We start from the raw sequence: 17,564 nt of genomic DNA on the forward strand, positions 1-17,564 counted from the left end.
TGCCTACGCCACCCTGAGCTGTGCCCGCCTGCAGTCTGCCGCACCTTGCGGTACCCCATACCCGCTACGCGGGGAGATGATGTCATCTGTCATAAGTGAATAATGCATGTTTAACCTGAGTAACGTCAGGATCGCGGACGTTAAAAATGAAGTCCTGGCGGGCTTTGTGGTGGCGGTTTCGATGATCCCCGAGGCGGTCGGCTTTTCGCTGGTCGCCGGTCTTTCGCCGATCGTCGGTTTGCATACCGCGTTTATTATCGGCCTGGTCACGGCGCTGTTCGGCGGCAAGCCGGGCATGGTTTCCGGCGCCGCCGGCTCCATTGTGGTGGTGCTGATGAGCCTGGCGGCGCAGTATGGCATGGGCTACGTGCTGTGGGCCACGCTGTTTGCCGGGGGCATTCAAATCCTGATCGGCGCCTTCCGGCTGGGCAAGTTCATTCGTCTGGTGCCGCTGCCGGCGATCCACGGCTTCGTCAACGGTCTGGCGATCGTCATCATGCTGGCGCAGCTGAAGATGATCGCCGGGCAGGGGCCGCTGATGTACGGCCTGGTGGCGCTGGCGATTGCGGTGGTGGTGCTGTTCCCGCGCCTGACCAAAGCCATTCCGTCTTCGCTGGCGGCGCTGCTGGTGGTTTCGGCGTTGGCGATCGGCCTCAATCTGCACACGCTGCGGGTGGGCGATCTGGCGGATATTTCCGGCGCGCTGCCGCACTTCAGCCTGCCGACGGCGCCGTTCACCCTGGAGATGGTGCGGGTGGTGCTGCCCTATGCGGTGGTGATCGCCCTGGTCGGTTTGATTGAATCGCTGCTGACCATGACGGTGCTGGATGAAATGGGCGGCAAGAAGGGCAACGGCAATCGCGAAAGCATCGCGCAGGGCGCCGGTAACGCAGTGTGCGGCCTGTTCGGCTGCTTCGCCGGCTGCGCGATGATCGGCCAGTCGATCATCAACTTCACCTCGGGCGGGCGCGGGCGCCTCTCCGGCACGGTGGGCGCCATCCTGCTGATTCTGTTCGTGGTCAGCCTGTCGCGCTATATCGGCCTGCTGCCGGTGGCGGCGCTGGCCGGGGTGATGCTGGTGGTGTGTTACAACACTTTCGAGTGGAGTTCGCTGCGCCGTTTACGCCGAATGCCGAAGGCGGACGCGCTGGTGATGCTCGCCGTCACGCTGATCACCATCTTTACCGATCTGGCGGTGGCGGTGATCAGCGGGGTGATTATCTCGGCGCTGGTGTTCGCCTGGCAGCAGGCGCGCATTCGCGTGCGCCAGCGGCAGGTAACGGGCGACGTGGCGGTGTATCAGCTCGATGGCCCGCTGTTCTTCGGCTCTGCCGCCGCTTTCGCCGAGCTGTTCGAGCCGCAAAGCGATCCGCAGAACGTGGTGCTGGATTTTGCCGGCACCCGGGTGATGGATTCCAGCGGCGTAGAGGCGATCGATAAGCTGACGGCGCGTTACCTGGCGGCGGGGAAAAGCATTCGGCTGCGCCACCTGAGCGGCGACTGCGTGCGCCTGCTCAAGCGCGCCGGGCCGTTTTGCAGCCATGAGCTGGACGATCCGCAGTATTACGTGGCGGAAGAGGGCTTCACCGCCGATGACCGCCGCGTGAGCGAGGAGACCTTCAACCCGCGCGGCTAGAAGCAGGCAGCGGGCAGGGCGCCCGCTGCGGCAAGGTTCAGGCCTGCGCCTTGAAGCTGTGCAGGCGCTGAACGGTTTTTTCCAGCCCGTCCTTCATCAGCATCTCGGTGCAGCGCAGCGACTCGTCGATCGCTTCGTCGATCATCTTCTGCTCGCTGGCCGGCGGCTTGCCGAGCACGAAGCCCACCACCTTGTTCTTGTCGCCCGGATGGCCGATGCCGATGCGCAGGCGGTAGAAGTTCGGGTTGTTGCCGAACTTGTTCTGGATGTCTTTCAGGCCGTTGTGGCCGCCGTTGCCGCCGCCGAGCTTGATTTTGGCGATGCCGGGCGGCAGATCCAGCTCGTCGTGCGCCACCAGGATCTCGTTTGGTTCGATGCGGTAGAAGTTGGCCATCGCCAGCACCGCTTTGCCGCTCAGGTTCATGAAGGTGGTCGGCACCAGCAGGCGCACGTCGTTGCCCGCCAGGTTCAAACGAGCGGTATAGCCGAAGAACTTGCTCTCTTCTTTCAACTGCTGATTGTGGCGCTGGGCCAGCAGATCGACGTACCAGGCGCCGGCGTTGTGGCGCGTTTGGGCATATTCCGCGCCCGGGTTGGCCAGGCCAACTATCAATTTAATACTGCTCACTGGGAGATTCGCTATGATCAGGGTAATGGAAAGGGCCTTAGTCTACCTGCCGGGGCGGCGAATGACAAAATCCGATCCCCGCCGTCGCCTTAGGTAAGAAAGACGAATGATTCATTAGCTGAATAATTCAATTTGTCCGCTAATTTTCAGCGGCGCGTTAAGAAGTGTCAATAATTCTTTACCATTTGTGATCGCCTCCGCAATCCCCTTGCCGCAACAAGGACTATACTTAACTTATCAAAGTGGGTTAACAAGTTGCAGCGTTATCCCGGTTGGCACATGGCAATCATGGAGGTGGCATATGAAACGTAGAAGCGCGGACAGAATGGGCAACTTTTTTATGGGGCTGGGGCTGGTCGTGATGATCGGCGGCGTCGGATACTCCATTATTGCTGAAGTATCCCAGTTCAATTTACCGCAATTTTTCGCCCACGGCGCCATCATGAGTATCTTCGTCGGCGCGCTGTTGTGGCTGGTGGGCGCGCGTATCGGCGGCCGCGAGCAGGTGGCGGATCGCTACTGGTGGGTAAAACACTTTGATAAACGGTGCCGCAACGACCAACATCGTTCGTCGCATTGATTAAAAAATCAGAAGGGAAGCGAGAGCAGGGCAAGGGAAAATCTGCCGTGCATTAAGGTTTGAGGTCATGTTGGACTACGAGTAGAAAACCCGTTGTTGCTTACGCACCAACGGGTTTTTCTTTTTCTGCTGTCGGGCTCGCTATCTTTCCGGCGCGGTGGGCGCCGCACCGGAAAGACGACGCATCAATGCTCGAACATTGCAGAGATCGACTCTTCGTTGCTGATGCGGCGGATGGCTTCAGCCAGCATGCCGGACAGGGTCAGAGTGCGAACGTTTTTCAGTGCCTTGATTTCCGGCGACAGCGGAATGGTGTCGCAGACGATCACTTCATCAATCACCGAGTTCTTGATGTTGTCCACGGCGTTGCCGGAGAAGATCGGGTGCGTCGCGTAGGCAAATACGCGCTTGGCACCGCGTTCTTTCAACGCTTCAGCCGCTTTACACAAGGTACCGCCGGTGTCGATCATGTCGTCGACCAGCACGCAGTCGCGGCCTGCCACGTCACCGATGATGTGCATCACCTGAGAAACGTTCGCGCGCGGGCGGCGTTTGTCGATGATGGCCATGTCGGTGTCGTTCAGCAGTTTGGCGATGGCGCGGGCACGCACTACGCCGCCGATGTCCGGGGAAACCACGATCGGGTTTTCCAGGTTCTGCTGCAGCATGTCTTCCAGCAGGATCGGGCTGCCGAACACGTTGTCTACCGGAACGTCGAAGAAGCCTTGAATCTGCTCAGCATGCAGATCCACCGTCAGAACGCGGTCAACCCCTACGCTGGAGAGGAAATCGGCAACCACCTTGGCGGTGATCGGCACACGCGCGGAACGCACGCGGCGATCCTGGCGGGCATAGCCGAAGTAAGGGATAACGGCGGTAATACGACCTGCGGAGGCGCGACGCAGGGCGTCGACCATCACAACCAGTTCCATCAGGTTGTCGTTGGTCGGGGCACAGGTGGACTGGATGATGAAAATATCACCGCCGCGTACATTTTCGTTGATTTGCACGCTCACTTCGCCGTCGCTAAAACGACCTACAGCGGCGTCACCAAGGCTGGTGTACAAACGGTTGGCAATACGTTGTGCTAGTTCCGGGGTGGCGTTACCAGCAAAAAGCTTCATATCAGGCACGAGAAGAACCTCAGGCTTGCGTCCAGAGAAGATATTGTCATACGACATCGCCAAGGGGCAGTCGGCGACGCCGGCGCAATATACATACGGGTATGTAAAACTAAAATTGAGACCGCAGGCAGCGCAGGGATAACAGGGCCAGGTGTGCATGACCCTGCGCAGCGAAACGTTGAGCTACGACTCAAACCGCCCGGAACGAATGCGATGTAGTGGGGAGACGTTAACGCCGCGCGCTACAAAACCACACAACCACTCCGGGGCTTGATTTAACACCTGACGGGCGGCGATTTCTGTGTCGAATTCAGCAAACACACAAGCACCTGTGCCAGTCAGGCGTGACGGGGCGTATTCTAACAGCCATGAAAGAAGCTGTTCAACCTCGCGAAAACGTTTTCTTGCGATCGGTTCGCAATCATTTGCGTACGGCGCCTGCAACAGCTCACTTAAGGAGCGAACCGGGGTGTCTCTTTTCAATTCGGGGTCGCCGAAGATAACCGGCGTCGGGATGCCGACGCCGGGATGCGCCACCAGATACCACTTTTCCTGCGGCTCGGCCGGTTGCAGGCGCTCGCCGATGCCTTCGGCGAAGGCGGCGTGGCCGCGCACGAACACCGGCACGTCGGCGCCGAGGCTGAGCCCCAGCTCGGCCAGTTGGTCGTCGTCAAGGCCGCAGCGCCACAGTTCGTTCAGCGCCACCAGCACGGTGGCGGCGTTGGAGGAGCCGCCGCCCAAACCGCCGCCCATCGGCAGGCGTTTGTCGATGCTGATGTCGGCGCCGCGCGGTGCGGTCTGCAGGCCGCGTTCATCGCAATAGCGCTGCAGCAAGCGGGCGGCGTGCACGATCAGGTTCTGCTCGTCCGGCACGCCGTCGACCGGCGTCAGCAGATGAATGCGATCGTCCTGGCGCGGGTCAATGGTCAGGGTGTCGCCGTAGTCCAAAAACTGGAACAGCGTCTGCAGCAGGTGATAGCCGTCTTCACGACGGCCGGTGATGTACAAAAACAGGTTGAGTTTCGCGGGGGAGGGCCACTGGCGGATCATTTGAGCGTCCAGTTGTCCATTTTCAGCTTGATGCGCTGGTCGCCCTGCTGCAGCTCCAGGCGGTTCGGCAGCGTCGGCTGCACCTCGTTGCTGTAGCCCTGGTAATCCACTTTCCAGGTCTGGCCGCCTTGCTGGTAGGTCAGCTTGCTCAGGCGATATTGGTCATCCAGCGCAAAATCGCTGGCTTCGCCCGGCAGGCCGAGCATCCACTGGCGCAGGTTGTTCAGCGGGATCGCCATGCCGGTCAGCTTGCGGATCATCTCTTCCGGGTTGTCGCTGACGTAGCGTTTGCCCTGGTTGTCGGTCAGTTGCACCACGTTTTTCTGCACGTTGAGATCCATTTCCGTGCTGCCGAGCGGGTTGGTCAGCAGCAGGCGGTAGCGCTCCGGCGAGAACTGCTGCCAGAAGAAGCGGGCGTAGACTTTTTTCTGATCAGACAAGTAGGCGAAGGAGCCGCGGGTCTGATAGGTGCTGAGCTGCTGCACCGCCTGCTCATGGGCGCGCCACTGCGGTGAGGTCGGGCTGGTGGCCGGGCCGGTCGGCTTGGTGGTGGTACAGGCGGCCAGCACCAGGCTGGCCAGCGGGATCAGACGGAGCAAACTAACTTTGCGTATTGGCATAACTTTCTCTTGTCCTTTTGTCCTTGCGGGCATGCGCGACGAAACCCGGATTCAGCGCTCACGCTAACGGGGCGGCGGCGGCGCGTCAATTTTTTGCTGCATCGCGTTGAATCTTGCCGCTTTTACCGGCGCAATGCCAACCCGGCACGCGCGTCGGGGTCGCCATTAAGCGTAACACAATCGCCTGAAGGCGGGGGAGGCGCGCCCGATAAGCGGTGCCTTCGTTGCGCAAACGCCGCCGTTGTGTACGCCGAATAGCGTGCGCGTTATCGCAAACTGCGCTAAAATTTAAGCAATCGACCTACCTCATGACTATTTATCCTGCTGTATTTATTGCTTATTCATTAATTGATGTCATCTATGACAGCGATTGAACGGAAGATGCGGTTGTTACTTTTATTGATCCCGCGCATCAAGTAGAATGCCGTTCAACGAGAACCCGTACCAAGATAAGTATTACTCGAAGCAATGACCCTGCTGGCGTTAGGTATAAATCACAAAACCGCTCCGGTTTCTCTGCGTGAAAGGGTGACCTTCTCGCCAGAGTCCATCGATGAGGCGCTGACCAGCTTGCTCCAACAACCGTTGGTGCAGGGCGGCGTCGTGTTGTCCACCTGCAACCGCACCGAGCTGTACCTCAGCGTAGAGCAGCAGGAACACATGCATGAGCAACTGGTCGCCTGGCTGTGCGCCTACCATAACCTGCGTCCGGAAGAGGTGAAGAAAAGCCTGTACTGGCATCAGGGCAACGACGCGGTCAGCCATCTGATGCGGGTGGCCAGCGGGTTGGACTCATTGGTACTGGGCGAACCGCAGATCCTCGGCCAGGTGAAAAAGGCCTTCGCCGAGTCGCAACGCGGCCAGTCGCTGTCCGGCGAGCTGGAGCGTCTGTTCCAGAAATCTTTCTCTGTCGCCAAGCGCGTGCGCACCGAAACCGACATCGGCGCCAGCGCGGTCTCCGTGGCGTTCGCCGCCTGTACGCTGGCGCGCCAGATCTTCGAATCGCTGGCCGATCTCAACGTCTTGCTGGTGGGCGCCGGCGAAACCATCGAGCTGGTGGCGCGCCACCTGCGTGAGCATAAAGTGCGGCACATGATCATTGCCAACCGCACCCGCGAGCGCGCGCAGCTGCTGGCGGACGAGGTCGGCGCGGAGGTGATCACCCTGCCTGAGATCGACGAACGCCTGGCGGACGCCGACATCATCATCAGTTCCACCGCCAGCCCGCTGCCGATCATCGGCAAGGGCATGGTGGAGCGCGCGCTGAAGGCGCGCCGCAACCAGCCGATGCTGCTGGTGGATATCGCCGTACCGCGCGACATCGAACCGGAGGTCGGCAAACTGGCCAACGCCTATCTGTACAGCGTGGACGATCTGCACGCCATCATTCAAAGCAATCTGGCGCAGCGCAAAGCGGCGGCGGTGCAGGCGGAATCGATCGTGCAGCAGGAAAGCACCAACTTCATGGCCTGGCTGCGCTCGCAGGGCGCGGTGGAAACCATCCGCGACTACCGTTCGCAGGCCGACCAAATTCGCGCAGAGATGGAGGCCAAAGCGCTGGCCGCCATCGCGCAGGGCGCCAACGTGGAGCAGGTGATACACGAGCTGGCCCATAAACTGACCAACCGTCTTATTCATGCCCCCACCAAATCCCTCCAGCAGGCCGCCGGCGACGGCGACGTGGAGCGGTTGCAGTTATTACGCGACAGCCTCGGGCTGGATCAGCATTAGTTTTCTCTATTAACAGGGTTTATTACCACGCATGAAGCCTTCTATTGTTGCCAAACTGGAAGCGTTACAAGAGCGCCATGAAGAAGTGCAGGCGCTGCTCGGCGATGCCGGCGTTATCGCCGACCAAGACCGGTTCCGCGCGCTGTCGCGAGAATACGCGCAGCTGACCGACGTCAGCCGCTGCTTCCTGGAATGGCGTCAGGTGCAGGAGGATCTGGAGACGGCGGAAATGATGCTGGACGATCCGGAGATGCGCGAGATGGCGCAGGAAGAGCTGAAACAGGCGCGGGCGGCCAGCGAAGAGTTGGAGCAGCAGCTGCAGGTGTTGCTGCTGCCGAAAGATCCGGACGATGAGCGCAGCTGCTTCCTCGAAGTGCGCGCCGGCACCGGCGGCGATGAGGCGGCGATCTTCGCCGGCGATCTGTTCCGCATGTACAGTCGTTACGCCGAAGGCCGCCGCTGGCGCGTCGAGGTGATGAGCGCCAACGAAGGCGAGCACGGCGGCTTTAAAGAAGTGATCGCCAAAGTCTCCGGCGACGGCGTGTACGGTCAGCTGAAATTTGAATCCGGCGGCCACCGCGTGCAGCGCGTGCCGGAAACCGAATCCCAGGGGCGCATCCACACCTCCGCTTGTACCGTGGCGGTGATGCCGGAAGTGCCGGAAGCCGAGCTGCCGGACATCAACCCGGGCGATCTGAAAATCGACACCTTCCGCTCCTCCGGCGCCGGCGGCCAGCACGTTAACACCACCGACTCGGCGATCCGCATCACCCACCTGCCGACCGGCATCGTGGTGGAGTGCCAGGACGAACGTTCACAGCACAAAAACAAAGCCAAGGCGATGTCGGTGCTGGGCGCGCGCATTCGCGCCGCCGAGATGGCCAAGCGCCAGCAGGCCGAGGCGTCCACTCGCCGCAACCTGCTGGGCAGCGGCGACCGTTCCGACCGCAATCGCACCTACAACTTCCCGCAGGGGCGGGTGACCGACCACCGCATCAACCTGACGCTCTACCGTCTGGACGAGGTGATGGAAGGCAAACTGGACATGCTGATCCAGCCGATCGTGCAGGAGTATCAGGCCGACCAGTTGGCTGCGCTGTCCGCCGAGCAAGAGTGATGGACTATCAACACTGGCTGAAAGCCGCCGCCGCGCGTTTGACCCACAGCGACAGCGCCCGGCGCGACGCGGAAATCCTGTTGGGTTTCGTGACCGGCAAGGCCAGGACCTTCCTGATGGCGTTCGGTGAAACCCTGCTGACGCCGCCGCAGCAACAGCAACTGGAGACGCTGCTGGCGCGTCGCGAGCGCGGTGAGCCGGTGGCCTATCTGGTGGGCGAGCGCGAGTTTTGGTCGCTGCCGCTGTCGGTTTCGCCCGCAACGTTGATCCCACGCCCGGATACCGAATGCCTGGTGGAACTGGCGCTGGCGCGCCTGCCGCCGCAACCCTGCCATTTCCTCGATCTCGGCACCGGCACCGGCGCCATCGCGCTGGCGCTGGCCAGCGAGCGCCCGGATTGTTCGGCAATCGGCGTCGATGTGCAGCCGGAGGCGGTCGCGCTGGCGCAGCATAATGCGCGCAAGCTGAAGATCGACAACGTCCGATTTCTACAGGGCAGCTGGTTTGCGCCGGTGGCGGGGCAACGCTTCGCGCTGATCGCCAGCAATCCGCCCTATATCGACGCCGCCGATCCGCATTTGTCGCAGGGCGACGTGCGCTTCGAGCCGGGCAGCGCGCTGGTCGCCGCCGATCATGGGCTGGCGGATCTGGCCGCCATCGTGGGCCAGGCGCCGCACTATTTGCAGCCGCAGGGTTGGCTGCTGTTGGAACATGGCTGGCAGCAGGGCGAGAGCGTGCGCGCGCTGCTGCAGGCCGCCGGATTTTCCGCTATCGCCACCCACCGCGATTACGGCGATAACGACCGCGTGACGCTCGGCCAATGGCCGGGATAATCGCCACTGATAATAACGACGCCCGGGCCATTTAAGGGAGCATCATGACTGCATACACCGCGTTGAAACATTTCCATTTGCTGACGGTCGCCATCAGTATTACCTTGTTTGTGCTGCGTTTCTTTTGGCAGTGGCGCCGCTCGCCGATCATGGGCCGCCGCTGGGTCAAGGTAGCGCCGCACCTGAACGACACGCTGCTGTTCGTCAGCGGCATCGCGCTGGTGGTGACGTTCGGGTTTTATCCGCTGCTGGGTATGGACTCATGGCTGACCGAGAAGCTGTTTGGCGTTATTATCTATATCCTGCTTGGCTACGTCGCATTGGGCAAGAAGACCAAAAGTCAGCGGCTGCGAACCGTCGCGTTCGTGCTGGCGTTGGGCTGCCTGTACCTGATAATTAAACTTGCCACGACGAAAATACCGTTTCTGATGGGATACCTATGAGTAGCATTGCTGATTTTGAATTTAACGCCTCGCCGCTGAGCGAAGGGGTGATCCTGGTGTCGCAGTCGGTGCGGCGCGATTTCCCGGCTGCCGACGTGGAGCGCAAGCTGCAACAGCTGGTAGACGAAGCGCGCGCGGCGGTGCCGGCCGATATCACTCAGGAGCAGCAACTGGATGCGCTCATCGAGCTGTTTTACAAGACCTGGGGCTTCGGCGGCGCCAGCGGCGTGTACCGCCTGTCGGACGCCATCTGGCTGGACAAGGTGCTGGAAGGGCGGCAGGGCACGCCGGTCTCGCTGGGCACCATTTTCCTGCACATCGCCAACGCGCTGGATCTGCCGCTGCTGCCGGTAATTTTCCCCACTCAGCTGATCCTGCGCGCCGACTGGCTGGACGAAGAGCTGTGGCTGATCAACCCGCTTAACGGCGAAACCCTGAGCGAACACCAGCTGGAAGTGTGGATCAAGGGCAACCTGGGGCTGGGCGCCGAGCTGGAAGACGACGACCTCGACGAGTCGGAGAACATCATGGTGGTGCGCAAGATGCTCGATACGCTGAAGGCCGCTCTGATGGAAGAAAAACAGCTGGAAATGGCGCTGCGCACCAGCGAAACGGTGCTGTGCTTCGATCCGGAAGATCCGTACGAGATCCGCGACCGCGGGCTGATTTACGCCCAGCTGGAGTGCAACCATATCGCGATTTCCGATCTCAACTATTTTGTCGAGCAGTGTCCTGAAGACCCGGTCAGCGAAGTGATCAAAGTGCAGATCCATTCGATTGAGCCGAAACAGGTGACGCTGCATTAATTCAATGACTCCGCGCAGTGTGCAAGGCGACGGTTACAACCTTAACAAAGGCGAAAGCATGAAACAGAAAGTGGTTAGCATTGGCGATATCGACGTAGCAAACGATCTGCCGTTTGTGCTGTTTGGCGGTATGAACGTGCTGGAATCGCGCGATCTGGCGATGAGCATCTGCGAGCACTACGTCACCGTGACGCAAAAACTGGGCATTCCTTACGTATTCAAGGCCTCTTTCGACAAGGCCAACCGCTCTTCCATCCACTCGTACCGCGGTCCGGGCCTGGAAGAAGGGATGAAGATCTTCGAAGAGCTGAAAAAAACCTTCGGCGTGAAAATCATCACCGACGTGCATGAAGCGGCGCAGGCGCAGCCAGTTTCCGAAGTGGTTGACGTGATCCAGCTGCCGGCCTTCCTGGCGCGCCAGACCGATCTGGTGGAAGCGATGGCGAAAACCGGCGCGGTGATCAACGTCAAGAAGCCACAGTTCGTCAGCCCGGGGCAGATGGGCAACATCGTCGACAAGTTCAAAGAGGGCGGCAACGACCAGGTGATCCTGTGCGATCGCGGCAGCAACTTTGGCTATGACAACCTGGTGGTCGACATGCTGGGCATCAACGTGATGAAAAACGTGACCGGCGGCCATCCGGTGATCTTCGACGTGACCCACGCGCTGCAGACCCGCGATCCGTTCGGCGCCGCGTCCGGCGGCCGTCGCGCTCAGGTGGCCGAGCTGGCGCGCGCCGGCATGGCGGTCGGCCTGGCCGGTCTGTTCCTCGAAGCGCACCCGGATCCGAACAACGCCAAGTGCGACGGCCCGTCCGCGCTGCCGCTGGACAAGCTGGAGCCGTTCCTGGCGCAGATGAAAGCCATCGACGACCTGGTGAAGAGCTTCCCGGAGCTGGATACCAGCAACTAAGTGCTCGTCACCATAAAAAAAGCCCGACTCGTCGGGCTTTTTTACGTTTAGGCGCCGGTGGCCGCCAGCGCTTCCGGCAGCGTCGGGTAGAACTGCAGGCGGCCCTCGATCGGTTGTACCCGTGCGCGCGCCAAGGTTTTCAGCGGCTGGAACGGCACGTCGGTGATCACCAGCTTTTTGTCCGCCGGCAGCTCGTCGATAAAGCGCCGCAGGGCGCTCAGGCCGCCGGCGTCGAGCACCGGCACTGCATCCCACTGCAGCACGATCGTGCGGTAGCCTTCGCTGCGCGCCAGCAGTTCGGTAAAGATGCGCTCGGCGGCGGCGAAGAACAGCGGGCCATTCACCCGCAGCACCAGGCGGCCGTGGTCGGCGCTCAGCTCACTCAGCTTTGTCATACGGGCGATACGGCGCATAAACAGCAGCGACGCCAGCACGATGCCCACGGTAATGGCGATCACCATGTCGAACAGCACCGTCAGCGACATGCACAGCAGCAGCACCAGAATGTCGTCCTTCGGCGCCCGGCGCAGCAGGTAAACCACCTTGTGCGCCTCGCTCATGTTCCAGGCGACCATCAGCAGCAGCGCCGCCATCGCCGCCAGCGGCAGGTAAGAGAGCCACGGCGCCAATACCAGCAACGCCAGCAGCACCAGCAGCGCGTGGATGATGGCGGACACCGGCGAGGTGGCGCCGGCGCGCACGTTGGCCGCCGAACGGGCAATCGCGGCGGTGGCGGTAATGCCGCCGAAGAACGGCGCGATGATGTTGCCCGCGCCCTGGCCGATCAGTTCGCTGTTCGAGTTGTGCTTCTTGCCTGTCATGCCGTCGAGCACCACGGCGCACAGCAGCGATTCGATCGCGCCGAGCATCGCCATCGAAAACGCCGCCGGCAATAGGGCGGAAACGGTTTGCCAGCTCAGGGTGAACGGCTGCCCGCCGCCGCCCGGCAGATCCCAGGGCAGCAGCAATTGCGGCAGGATCGGCGGGATGCCCTGTCCGCTGCTGCCGTCGGCCAGCAGGTAGCTGAAGCGCGAGCCGATGGTCGCCACCGGGTGGTCAAACAGCGCCAGCAGCCCCATCAGCGCGGTACCCGCCAGCAGCGCCGGCAGGTGGCCAGGCACCCGCAGGCCGAGCTTGGGCCAGAAGATCAGGATCAGGAGCGTCACCGCGCCGATCAGGGTATCGCCGAAATCCAGCGTTGGCAGCGCCTGCAGCAGGGCGTACAGCTTGCCGACGTAATTTTCCGGCGTGTGCGCCAGCTGCAGGCCGAAGAAGTCCTTGATCTGCATGGTGGCGATGGTGATGGCGATACCGGAGGTAAAGCCGAGCGTCACCGGCAGCGGAATGTACTCGATCAGCCGGCCAAAGCGCGCCAGCCCCATCAGCAGCAGAAACACCCCGGAAATCAGCGTGGCGACCAGCAGGCCGGCCAGGCCGAACTGCTGCGAAACCGGATAGAGGATCACCACGAAGGCGGCGGTGGGGCCGGAGACGCTGTAGCGCGAGCCGCCGCTGACGGCGATGACGATGCCGGCGATGGCGGCGGTGTACAGGCCGTACTGCGGCGGCACGCCGCTGGCGATCGCCAGCGCCATCGCCAGCGGGATGGCGATAATGCCGACCGTCACCCCGGCGATAGCGTCTTTCAGCAACCGCACCAGGCTATAAGGTTCCCGCCAGCAGGCGTCTATCAGCGCGCTGAAGGGGCGAATTTTGTTTATTTCATGGGTTTTCATCTACGGTGCGTACCAAATCTTCAAAAGTGAAAGGAATGGCGGGCCCGATGAGGTCCGTCTTGTCACGTGACAGATACCATACGCCTTTTGTTCAGAGGATTACCAGACCTGTGTCAATTTGGCGCAGGAAATCAGAGAGTCGCCCTTTTGTTTGGGGCTAAATGCCGATAACAGATAAGTCAGCCGCAGATTCTGCGGCTGAAAAGCAAAGGAATAATCGAGGTTTTAACGGCTAGTGGAGTTCGGGCAAGGATAAGCCGAGAAAGTTCGCTAAAGTACCCACCAGCAGCTGGTGATCGTCCTTCTTCGGCGCGCCGGAAATGCTGATGCTGCCGACGCAGCCGAGGCCGGTCAGGGTGAGCGGGAAGGCGCCGCCGTGCACCGAATAGTCGCGCACGCTCAGCCCGTAGCGTTCCTCCAGCGACGTTTGCCGCTGCTGCAGGCGCAGGCCGATGGCGTAAGAGCTTTTGTGAAAATGGTTCACCAGATTGCGCTTGCGCCGCACCCAGTCGGCAATGTCCGGCGTGGCGCCCGGCATGGCGTAATAAAACAGCGTTTGCCCGGCCAGTTGGATCTCGATGGCGATGCTCAGGCCGCGCCGCTCGGCGGCGGTTTTCAGCGCTGTGCCCAGTTCCCAGGCGGTGGTGGCGTCAAAATGGGTAAAGGCCAGCGTCGCTTCCTGTTCGCTGAGCACCTGCAGTTCATCGTCGATATTCATGCGGTTCTCCCCCGATAACACAGGGCACAGAGTAGCCTGAAGCGCCTGGGGAGGGATAGAAGGCTTGGCGATAAGATAGAACCGCCCGGCCGCAGCCGGGGATGGGAGCGTGCGCCCCGGCGAGCGGGGCGCGTGGCCTCAGGCCGCCAGCGTGTGTTCGCGGAAGGCGTCCAGCAGCTCTTCGGTGAACGTCAGGCGTTTTTGGCGATCGGCCAGATCGAGCGTGAACTTCAGCTTGCTCGGGCCGTCCAGGCGGTAAACCTGCGGATTGCCCTGCAACAGGCCGATCAGATAACCGGGATCGACGCGGTTGTTGTCGCCGAACTCGATAAAGCCGCCGCGCTCGTTGCTCTCGATGCGTTTGATGCCCAGCTTCTGCGCATGCAGGCGCAGCGCCGCGCACTGCAACAGGTTGCGCGCCGCGTCCGGCAACTGGCCGAAGCGGTCGATCAGCTCGACTTTCAGCTCATCCAGCTCGCCGTCGCTCTTCGCGCTGGCGATGCGCTTGTACAGCGACAGGCGGGTGTTGACGTCGGGAATGAAATCTTCCGGCAGCAGCGCCGGCATGCGCAGTTCCACCTCGGTCTGGCTGCTGGTGAGATCTTCCAGCGACGGTTCGCGGCCGTTTTTCAACGCATCGACGGCGCTTTCCAGCAGCTCCATGTAGAGCGAGAAGCCGACGGTGGTCATCTGGCCGCTCTGGTCTTCGCCCAGCAGTTCGCCGGCGCCGCGGATCTCCAGATCGTGGGTCGCCAGCGCGAAACCGGCGCCGAGATCTTCCAGCGACGCGATGGCCTCGAGCCGTTTATGGGCGTCGGTGCCCATGGCTTTCGGGTTTGGCGTCAACAGATAGGCGTAAGCCTGGTGGTGCGAGCGCCCGACGCGGCCGCGCAGCTGGTGCAGCTGCGCCAGGCCGAAGCGATCGGCGCGCTCGATGATGATGGTGTTGGCGCTGGGAATATCGATGCCGGTTTCGATGATGGTGGTGCACACCAGCACGTTAAAGCGCTGGTGGTGGAAATCGTTCATCACCCGTTCCAGATCTCGTTCGCGCATCTGGCCGTGGCCGATGGCGATGCGCGCTTCCGGCACCAGTTCCGCCAGGCGCTGCGCCGCTTTCTCGATGTTTTCGACGTCGTTGTAGAGGTAGTAAACCTGGCCGCCGCGCAGCACTTCGCGCAGGATCGCCTCGCGCACCACCAGGCTGTCGTATTCGCGTACGAAGGTCTTCACCGCCAAGCGGCGCGCCGGCGGGGTGGCGATGATCGACAGATCGCGCATGCCGCTCATCGCCATGTTCAGGGTGCGCGGGATCGGCGTGGCGGTCAGCGTCAGGATATCGACGTCGGCGCGCATCGCCTTGATGCGCTCCTTGTGGCGCACGCCGAAGCGGTGTTCTTCATCGACGATCAGCAGCCCCAGGTCTTTCCAGCGCAGATCGCTCTGCAACAGCTTGTGGGTGCCGATGATGATGTCCACCTTGCCTTCTGCCGCGTCGTCCAGCACCTGCTGCTGCTCTTTGGCGCTGCGGAAGCGCGACATCATCTCGATGCGGATCGGCCAGGTGGCGAAGCGATCGCGGAAGTTGTCGAAGTGCTGCTGTGCCAGCAGGGTGGTCGGCACCAGCACCGCCACCTGCTTGCCGTTTTCCACCGCCAGGAAGGCGGCGCGCATCGCCACTTCGGTTTTGCCGAAGCCGACGTCGCCGCACACCAGGCGATCCATCGCCAACGGCTGACACATGTCGCTCAATACGGCATTGATCGCCTGTTCCTGATCCGGCGTGGTTTCGAACGGGAAGCTCTGGCAGAACAGCTGATACTGTTCGCGGTTGTGTTTGAAGGCGAAACCGGCCTTGGCGGCGCGCTGGGCGTAGATATCCAGCAGCTCCGCCGCCACGTCGCGCACCCGCTCGGCCGCTTTCTGCCGCGCGCGCGTCCAGGCGTCGCCGCCCAGTTTGTGCAGCGGCGCGTTTTCGTCCGCGCCGCCGGCGTAGCGGCTGATCAGATGCAGCGAAGAAACCGGCACATACAGCTTGTCCTCACCGGCGTAGGAGAGGATCAGGTATTCGGCCTTGATGCCGCCGGCCTCCAGCGTGGTCAGGCCGACGTAGCGGCCGACGCCGTGCTCCAGGTGCACCACCGGCTGGCCGGGATGCAGCTCCGCCAGGTTGCGGATCAGGGTATCGGTGTTGATGGTGCGCCGGTTGTCCTGCCGGCGGCGGCTGACGCGCTCGCCGAGCAGATCGCTTTCGCAGATCAGCGCCCGTCGGCGCAGGCCGTCGAGGAAGCCGTGTTCGGCGGCGCCGACCATCATGTAACGGCCCGCCGTTTCCGTCTGATCGAGGCGTTGAATCAGCGCCGGCGCCAGCTTGATGCGGCCGAGCAGATCCTGCAGCGTTTCACGCCGCCCCTCGCTCTCGACGGAAAAAATTACGCTGCCGTCGAAGCCTTCGATAAAGCGCCGCAGGTTATCCAGCGGGGATTTATGCTGCGCCTGCACCGCCAGATCGGGCAGGGCATGGTAGTCCAGATTGGTATTGCCGGCCTTGGCCGGCAGCTCATCGGTTTTCAGCGCGATGCGCGGCCAGGCCTTCAGCTCGCCGAACAGCGCGTCGACGCGCAGCCACAGCGTATCCGGCGCCAGCAGCGGGCGCATCGGATCGACGCGGCGGCTTTCGTAGCGCTGGTTGACGTCTTGCCAGAAGCGCTCGGCGGCGCCCTCCAGATCGCCGGTATTGACGATCAGCGTGTTGGCCGGCAGGTAGCTGAACAGCGACGGCAGCGGCTGGCTGAAGAACAGCGGCTGCCAGTATTCGATGCCGGCCGGCCAGGCGCTTTTGCTGACCTGCTGATAGATGTGTTCGGCGTCGCGGCGCACCTCAAACTGCTCGCGCCACTGGCTGCGGAACAGCTCGATGGCGTTCTTGTCGGTGGGGAACTCGTGGGCCGGCAACAGATTGATGGCCTCGACTTCGCTCAGCGTGCGCTGGGTATCGACGTCGAAGATGCGCAGGCTGTCGATTTCGTCATCGAAAAAGTCGATGCGGTAAGGCTCATCGCTGCCCATCGGGTAAAGATCGAGCAGCGCGCCGCGGGTGGCGAATTCGCCGTGCTCCATCACCTGATCGACGCTGCGATAGCCGGCCTGTTCCAGCTGCGCGCGCAGCTTGTCGCGCGACAGGCGCTGGCCTTTCTTCATCACCAGCGCGTGGCCGTGCAGGAACTCGTGCGGGCAGACGCGCTGCATCAGGGTGTTGACCGGCAAAATGATCACGCCGCGCACCATGGTCGGCAGATGATACAGGCTCGACAAACGATCCGAGATGATTTCCTGATGCGGCGAGAAGCTGTCATACGGCAGGGTTTCCCAGTCGGACAGCGTGGTCACCATCTGGTCGGTGAACTGCTGGATCTCGTCGCGCAGCCGCAGGGCGTTTTGCATGTCCGGCGCGATCAGCATCACCGGGCCAGGGTGGCGTTCGACGATCTCGGCGCACTCCACGGCGCAGGCCGCGCCGGTCAATTGCCCCAGCTGGCGCAGATCGCCTGCGCGATCGGGCAGAGAATAACGAGGGGATGAAGAACGGTTACGGCTATCGGAAGTGCTCATTCAGGTATCTTTAATCA

At 61.9% G+C, this 17,564-nt stretch carries 15 protein-coding genes; 8 read left to right on the plus strand and 7 right to left on the minus strand.

Annotated features, from left to right (window positions below; all coding sequences use genetic code 11):
* Positions 1-106 precede the first annotated feature (106 nt).
* Positions 107-1,636 (plus strand): SulP family inorganic anion transporter, encoded by a 1,530-nt coding sequence (locus ACK3CV_RS10645; protein WP_033653847.1) that lies wholly within the window; start codon positions 107-109, stop codon positions 1,634-1,636.
* Positions 1,637-1,673: 37 nt separating this feature from the next.
* Here ACK3CV_RS10645 and pth read toward each other — a convergent pair whose 3' ends face one another.
* Positions 1,674-2,264 carry an aminoacyl-tRNA hydrolase gene (gene pth, locus ACK3CV_RS10650; protein ID WP_033638160.1) on the minus strand — a complete coding sequence of 197 codons (591 nt, stop codon included), beginning with the start codon at positions 2,262-2,264 and terminating at the stop codon, positions 1,674-1,676.
* A 301-nt stretch (positions 2,265-2,565) separates the two neighbouring features.
* Between pth and ychH the strand changes: the two genes are divergently transcribed.
* A complete protein-coding gene (gene ychH, locus ACK3CV_RS10655; protein WP_025302491.1) occupies positions 2,566-2,844 on the plus strand; it encodes a stress-induced protein YchH in 279 nt (92 codons plus the stop codon).
* Positions 2,845-3,029: 185 nt separating this feature from the next.
* Here ychH and prs read toward each other — a convergent pair whose 3' ends face one another.
* From prs to lolB, 3 genes are all read right to left on the minus strand, one after another.
* On the minus strand, positions 3,030-3,977 hold the full coding sequence (prs, locus tag ACK3CV_RS10660) for a ribose-phosphate diphosphokinase (protein WP_004941061.1): 948 nt from the start codon (positions 3,975-3,977) through the stop codon (positions 3,030-3,032).
* Between the two features lie 174 nt (positions 3,978-4,151).
* Entirely contained in the window at positions 4,152-5,018 is an 867-nt protein-coding gene (ispE, locus tag ACK3CV_RS10665) for a 4-(cytidine 5'-diphospho)-2-C-methyl-D-erythritol kinase (RefSeq protein WP_164141489.1), read from the minus strand.
* Positions 5,015-5,638, minus strand: coding sequence for a lipoprotein insertase outer membrane protein LolB (gene lolB, locus ACK3CV_RS10670; protein WP_025302493.1), 624 nt, complete (start codon positions 5,636-5,638; stop codon positions 5,015-5,017). The genes ispE and lolB overlap by 4 nt, the downstream gene beginning before the upstream one ends.
* Positions 5,639-6,106: 468 nt before the next feature.
* Between lolB and hemA the strand changes: the two genes are divergently transcribed.
* From hemA to kdsA, 6 genes are read left to right on the plus strand one after another with little or no spacing between them, the layout of a single operon-like run.
* On the plus strand, positions 6,107-7,369 hold the full coding sequence (hemA, locus tag ACK3CV_RS10675; protein ID WP_033638164.1) for a glutamyl-tRNA reductase: 1,263 nt from the start codon (positions 6,107-6,109) through the stop codon (positions 7,367-7,369).
* A gap of 31 nt (positions 7,370-7,400) precedes the next feature.
* Positions 7,401-8,486: a peptide chain release factor 1 gene (gene prfA / locus ACK3CV_RS10680; RefSeq protein ID WP_033646391.1), complete on the plus strand. Its 1,086-nt coding sequence runs from the start codon at positions 7,401-7,403 to the stop codon at positions 8,484-8,486.
* The gene (gene prmC, locus ACK3CV_RS10685; protein WP_164039918.1) at positions 8,486-9,319 is read left to right on the plus strand and encodes a peptide chain release factor N(5)-glutamine methyltransferase; all 834 of its coding nucleotides are present in this window, start codon (positions 8,486-8,488) and stop codon (positions 9,317-9,319) included. The genes prfA and prmC overlap by 1 nt, the downstream gene beginning before the upstream one ends.
* A 41-nt stretch (positions 9,320-9,360) precedes the next feature.
* Positions 9,361-9,762, plus strand: coding sequence for a SirB2 family protein (locus ACK3CV_RS10690; RefSeq protein WP_170310367.1), 402 nt, complete (start codon positions 9,361-9,363; stop codon positions 9,760-9,762).
* On the plus strand, positions 9,759-10,568 hold the full coding sequence (gene sirB1, locus ACK3CV_RS10695) for an invasion regulator SirB1 (protein WP_033646388.1): 810 nt from the start codon (positions 9,759-9,761) through the stop codon (positions 10,566-10,568). The genes ACK3CV_RS10690 and sirB1 overlap by 4 nt, the downstream gene beginning before the upstream one ends.
* 58 nt (positions 10,569-10,626) lie before the next feature.
* Positions 10,627-11,481 carry a 3-deoxy-8-phosphooctulonate synthase gene (gene kdsA, locus ACK3CV_RS10700; RefSeq protein ID WP_004941087.1) on the plus strand — a complete coding sequence of 285 codons (855 nt, stop codon included), beginning with the start codon at positions 10,627-10,629 and terminating at the stop codon, positions 11,479-11,481.
* A 47-nt stretch (positions 11,482-11,528) separates the two neighbouring features.
* Here kdsA and dauA read toward each other — a convergent pair whose 3' ends face one another.
* The 3 genes from dauA to mfd form a co-directional block, all read right to left on the minus strand.
* Positions 11,529-13,217 carry a C4-dicarboxylic acid transporter DauA gene (dauA, locus tag ACK3CV_RS10705; RefSeq protein WP_164039920.1) on the minus strand — a complete coding sequence of 563 codons (1,689 nt, stop codon included), beginning with the start codon at positions 13,215-13,217 and terminating at the stop codon, positions 11,529-11,531.
* A 232-nt stretch (positions 13,218-13,449) separates the two neighbouring features.
* Positions 13,450-13,935: a heme-degrading domain-containing protein gene (locus ACK3CV_RS10710; protein WP_049196590.1), complete on the minus strand. Its 486-nt coding sequence runs from the start codon at positions 13,933-13,935 to the stop codon at positions 13,450-13,452.
* A gap of 138 nt (positions 13,936-14,073) precedes the next feature.
* A complete protein-coding gene (gene mfd, locus ACK3CV_RS10715; RefSeq protein ID WP_049196591.1) occupies positions 14,074-17,547 on the minus strand; it encodes a transcription-repair coupling factor in 3,474 nt (1,157 codons plus the stop codon).
* Positions 17,548-17,564 lie beyond the last annotated feature (17 nt).

The sequence above is a fragment of the Serratia sp. TSO36 genome, from assembly GCF_057808395.1.

What these genes read in the sequence shown, in the direction of transcription:
- ACK3CV_RS10645 (WP_033653847.1), top strand. Translation starts at nt 107, where the DNA reads ATGTTTAACCTGAGTAACGTCAGGATCGCGGACGTTAAAAATGAAGTC.
- ychH (WP_025302491.1), top strand. Translation starts at nt 2,566, where the DNA reads ATGAAACGTAGAAGCGCGGACAGAATGGGCAACTTTTTTATGGGGCTG.
- ispE (WP_164141489.1), bottom strand. Translation starts at nt 5,018, where the DNA reads ATGATCCGCCAGTGGCCCTCCCCCGCGAAACTCAACCTGTTTTTGTAC.
- lolB (WP_025302493.1), bottom strand. Translation starts at nt 5,638, where the DNA reads ATGCCAATACGCAAAGTTAGTTTGCTCCGTCTGATCCCGCTGGCCAGC.
- hemA (WP_033638164.1), top strand. Translation starts at nt 6,107, where the DNA reads ATGACCCTGCTGGCGTTAGGTATAAATCACAAAACCGCTCCGGTTTCT.
- prfA (WP_033646391.1), top strand. Translation starts at nt 7,401, where the DNA reads ATGAAGCCTTCTATTGTTGCCAAACTGGAAGCGTTACAAGAGCGCCAT.
- prmC (WP_164039918.1), top strand. Translation starts at nt 8,486, where the DNA reads ATGGACTATCAACACTGGCTGAAAGCCGCCGCCGCGCGTTTGACCCAC.
- sirB1 (WP_033646388.1), top strand. Translation starts at nt 9,759, where the DNA reads ATGAGTAGCATTGCTGATTTTGAATTTAACGCCTCGCCGCTGAGCGAA.
- kdsA (WP_004941087.1), top strand. Translation starts at nt 10,627, where the DNA reads ATGAAACAGAAAGTGGTTAGCATTGGCGATATCGACGTAGCAAACGAT.
- dauA (WP_164039920.1), bottom strand. Translation starts at nt 13,217, where the DNA reads ATGAAAACCCATGAAATAAACAAAATTCGCCCCTTCAGCGCGCTGATA.
- ACK3CV_RS10710 (WP_049196590.1), bottom strand. Translation starts at nt 13,935, where the DNA reads ATGAATATCGACGATGAACTGCAGGTGCTCAGCGAACAGGAAGCGACG.
- mfd (WP_049196591.1), bottom strand. Translation starts at nt 17,547, where the DNA reads ATGAGCACTTCCGATAGCCGTAACCGTTCTTCATCCCCTCGTTATTCT.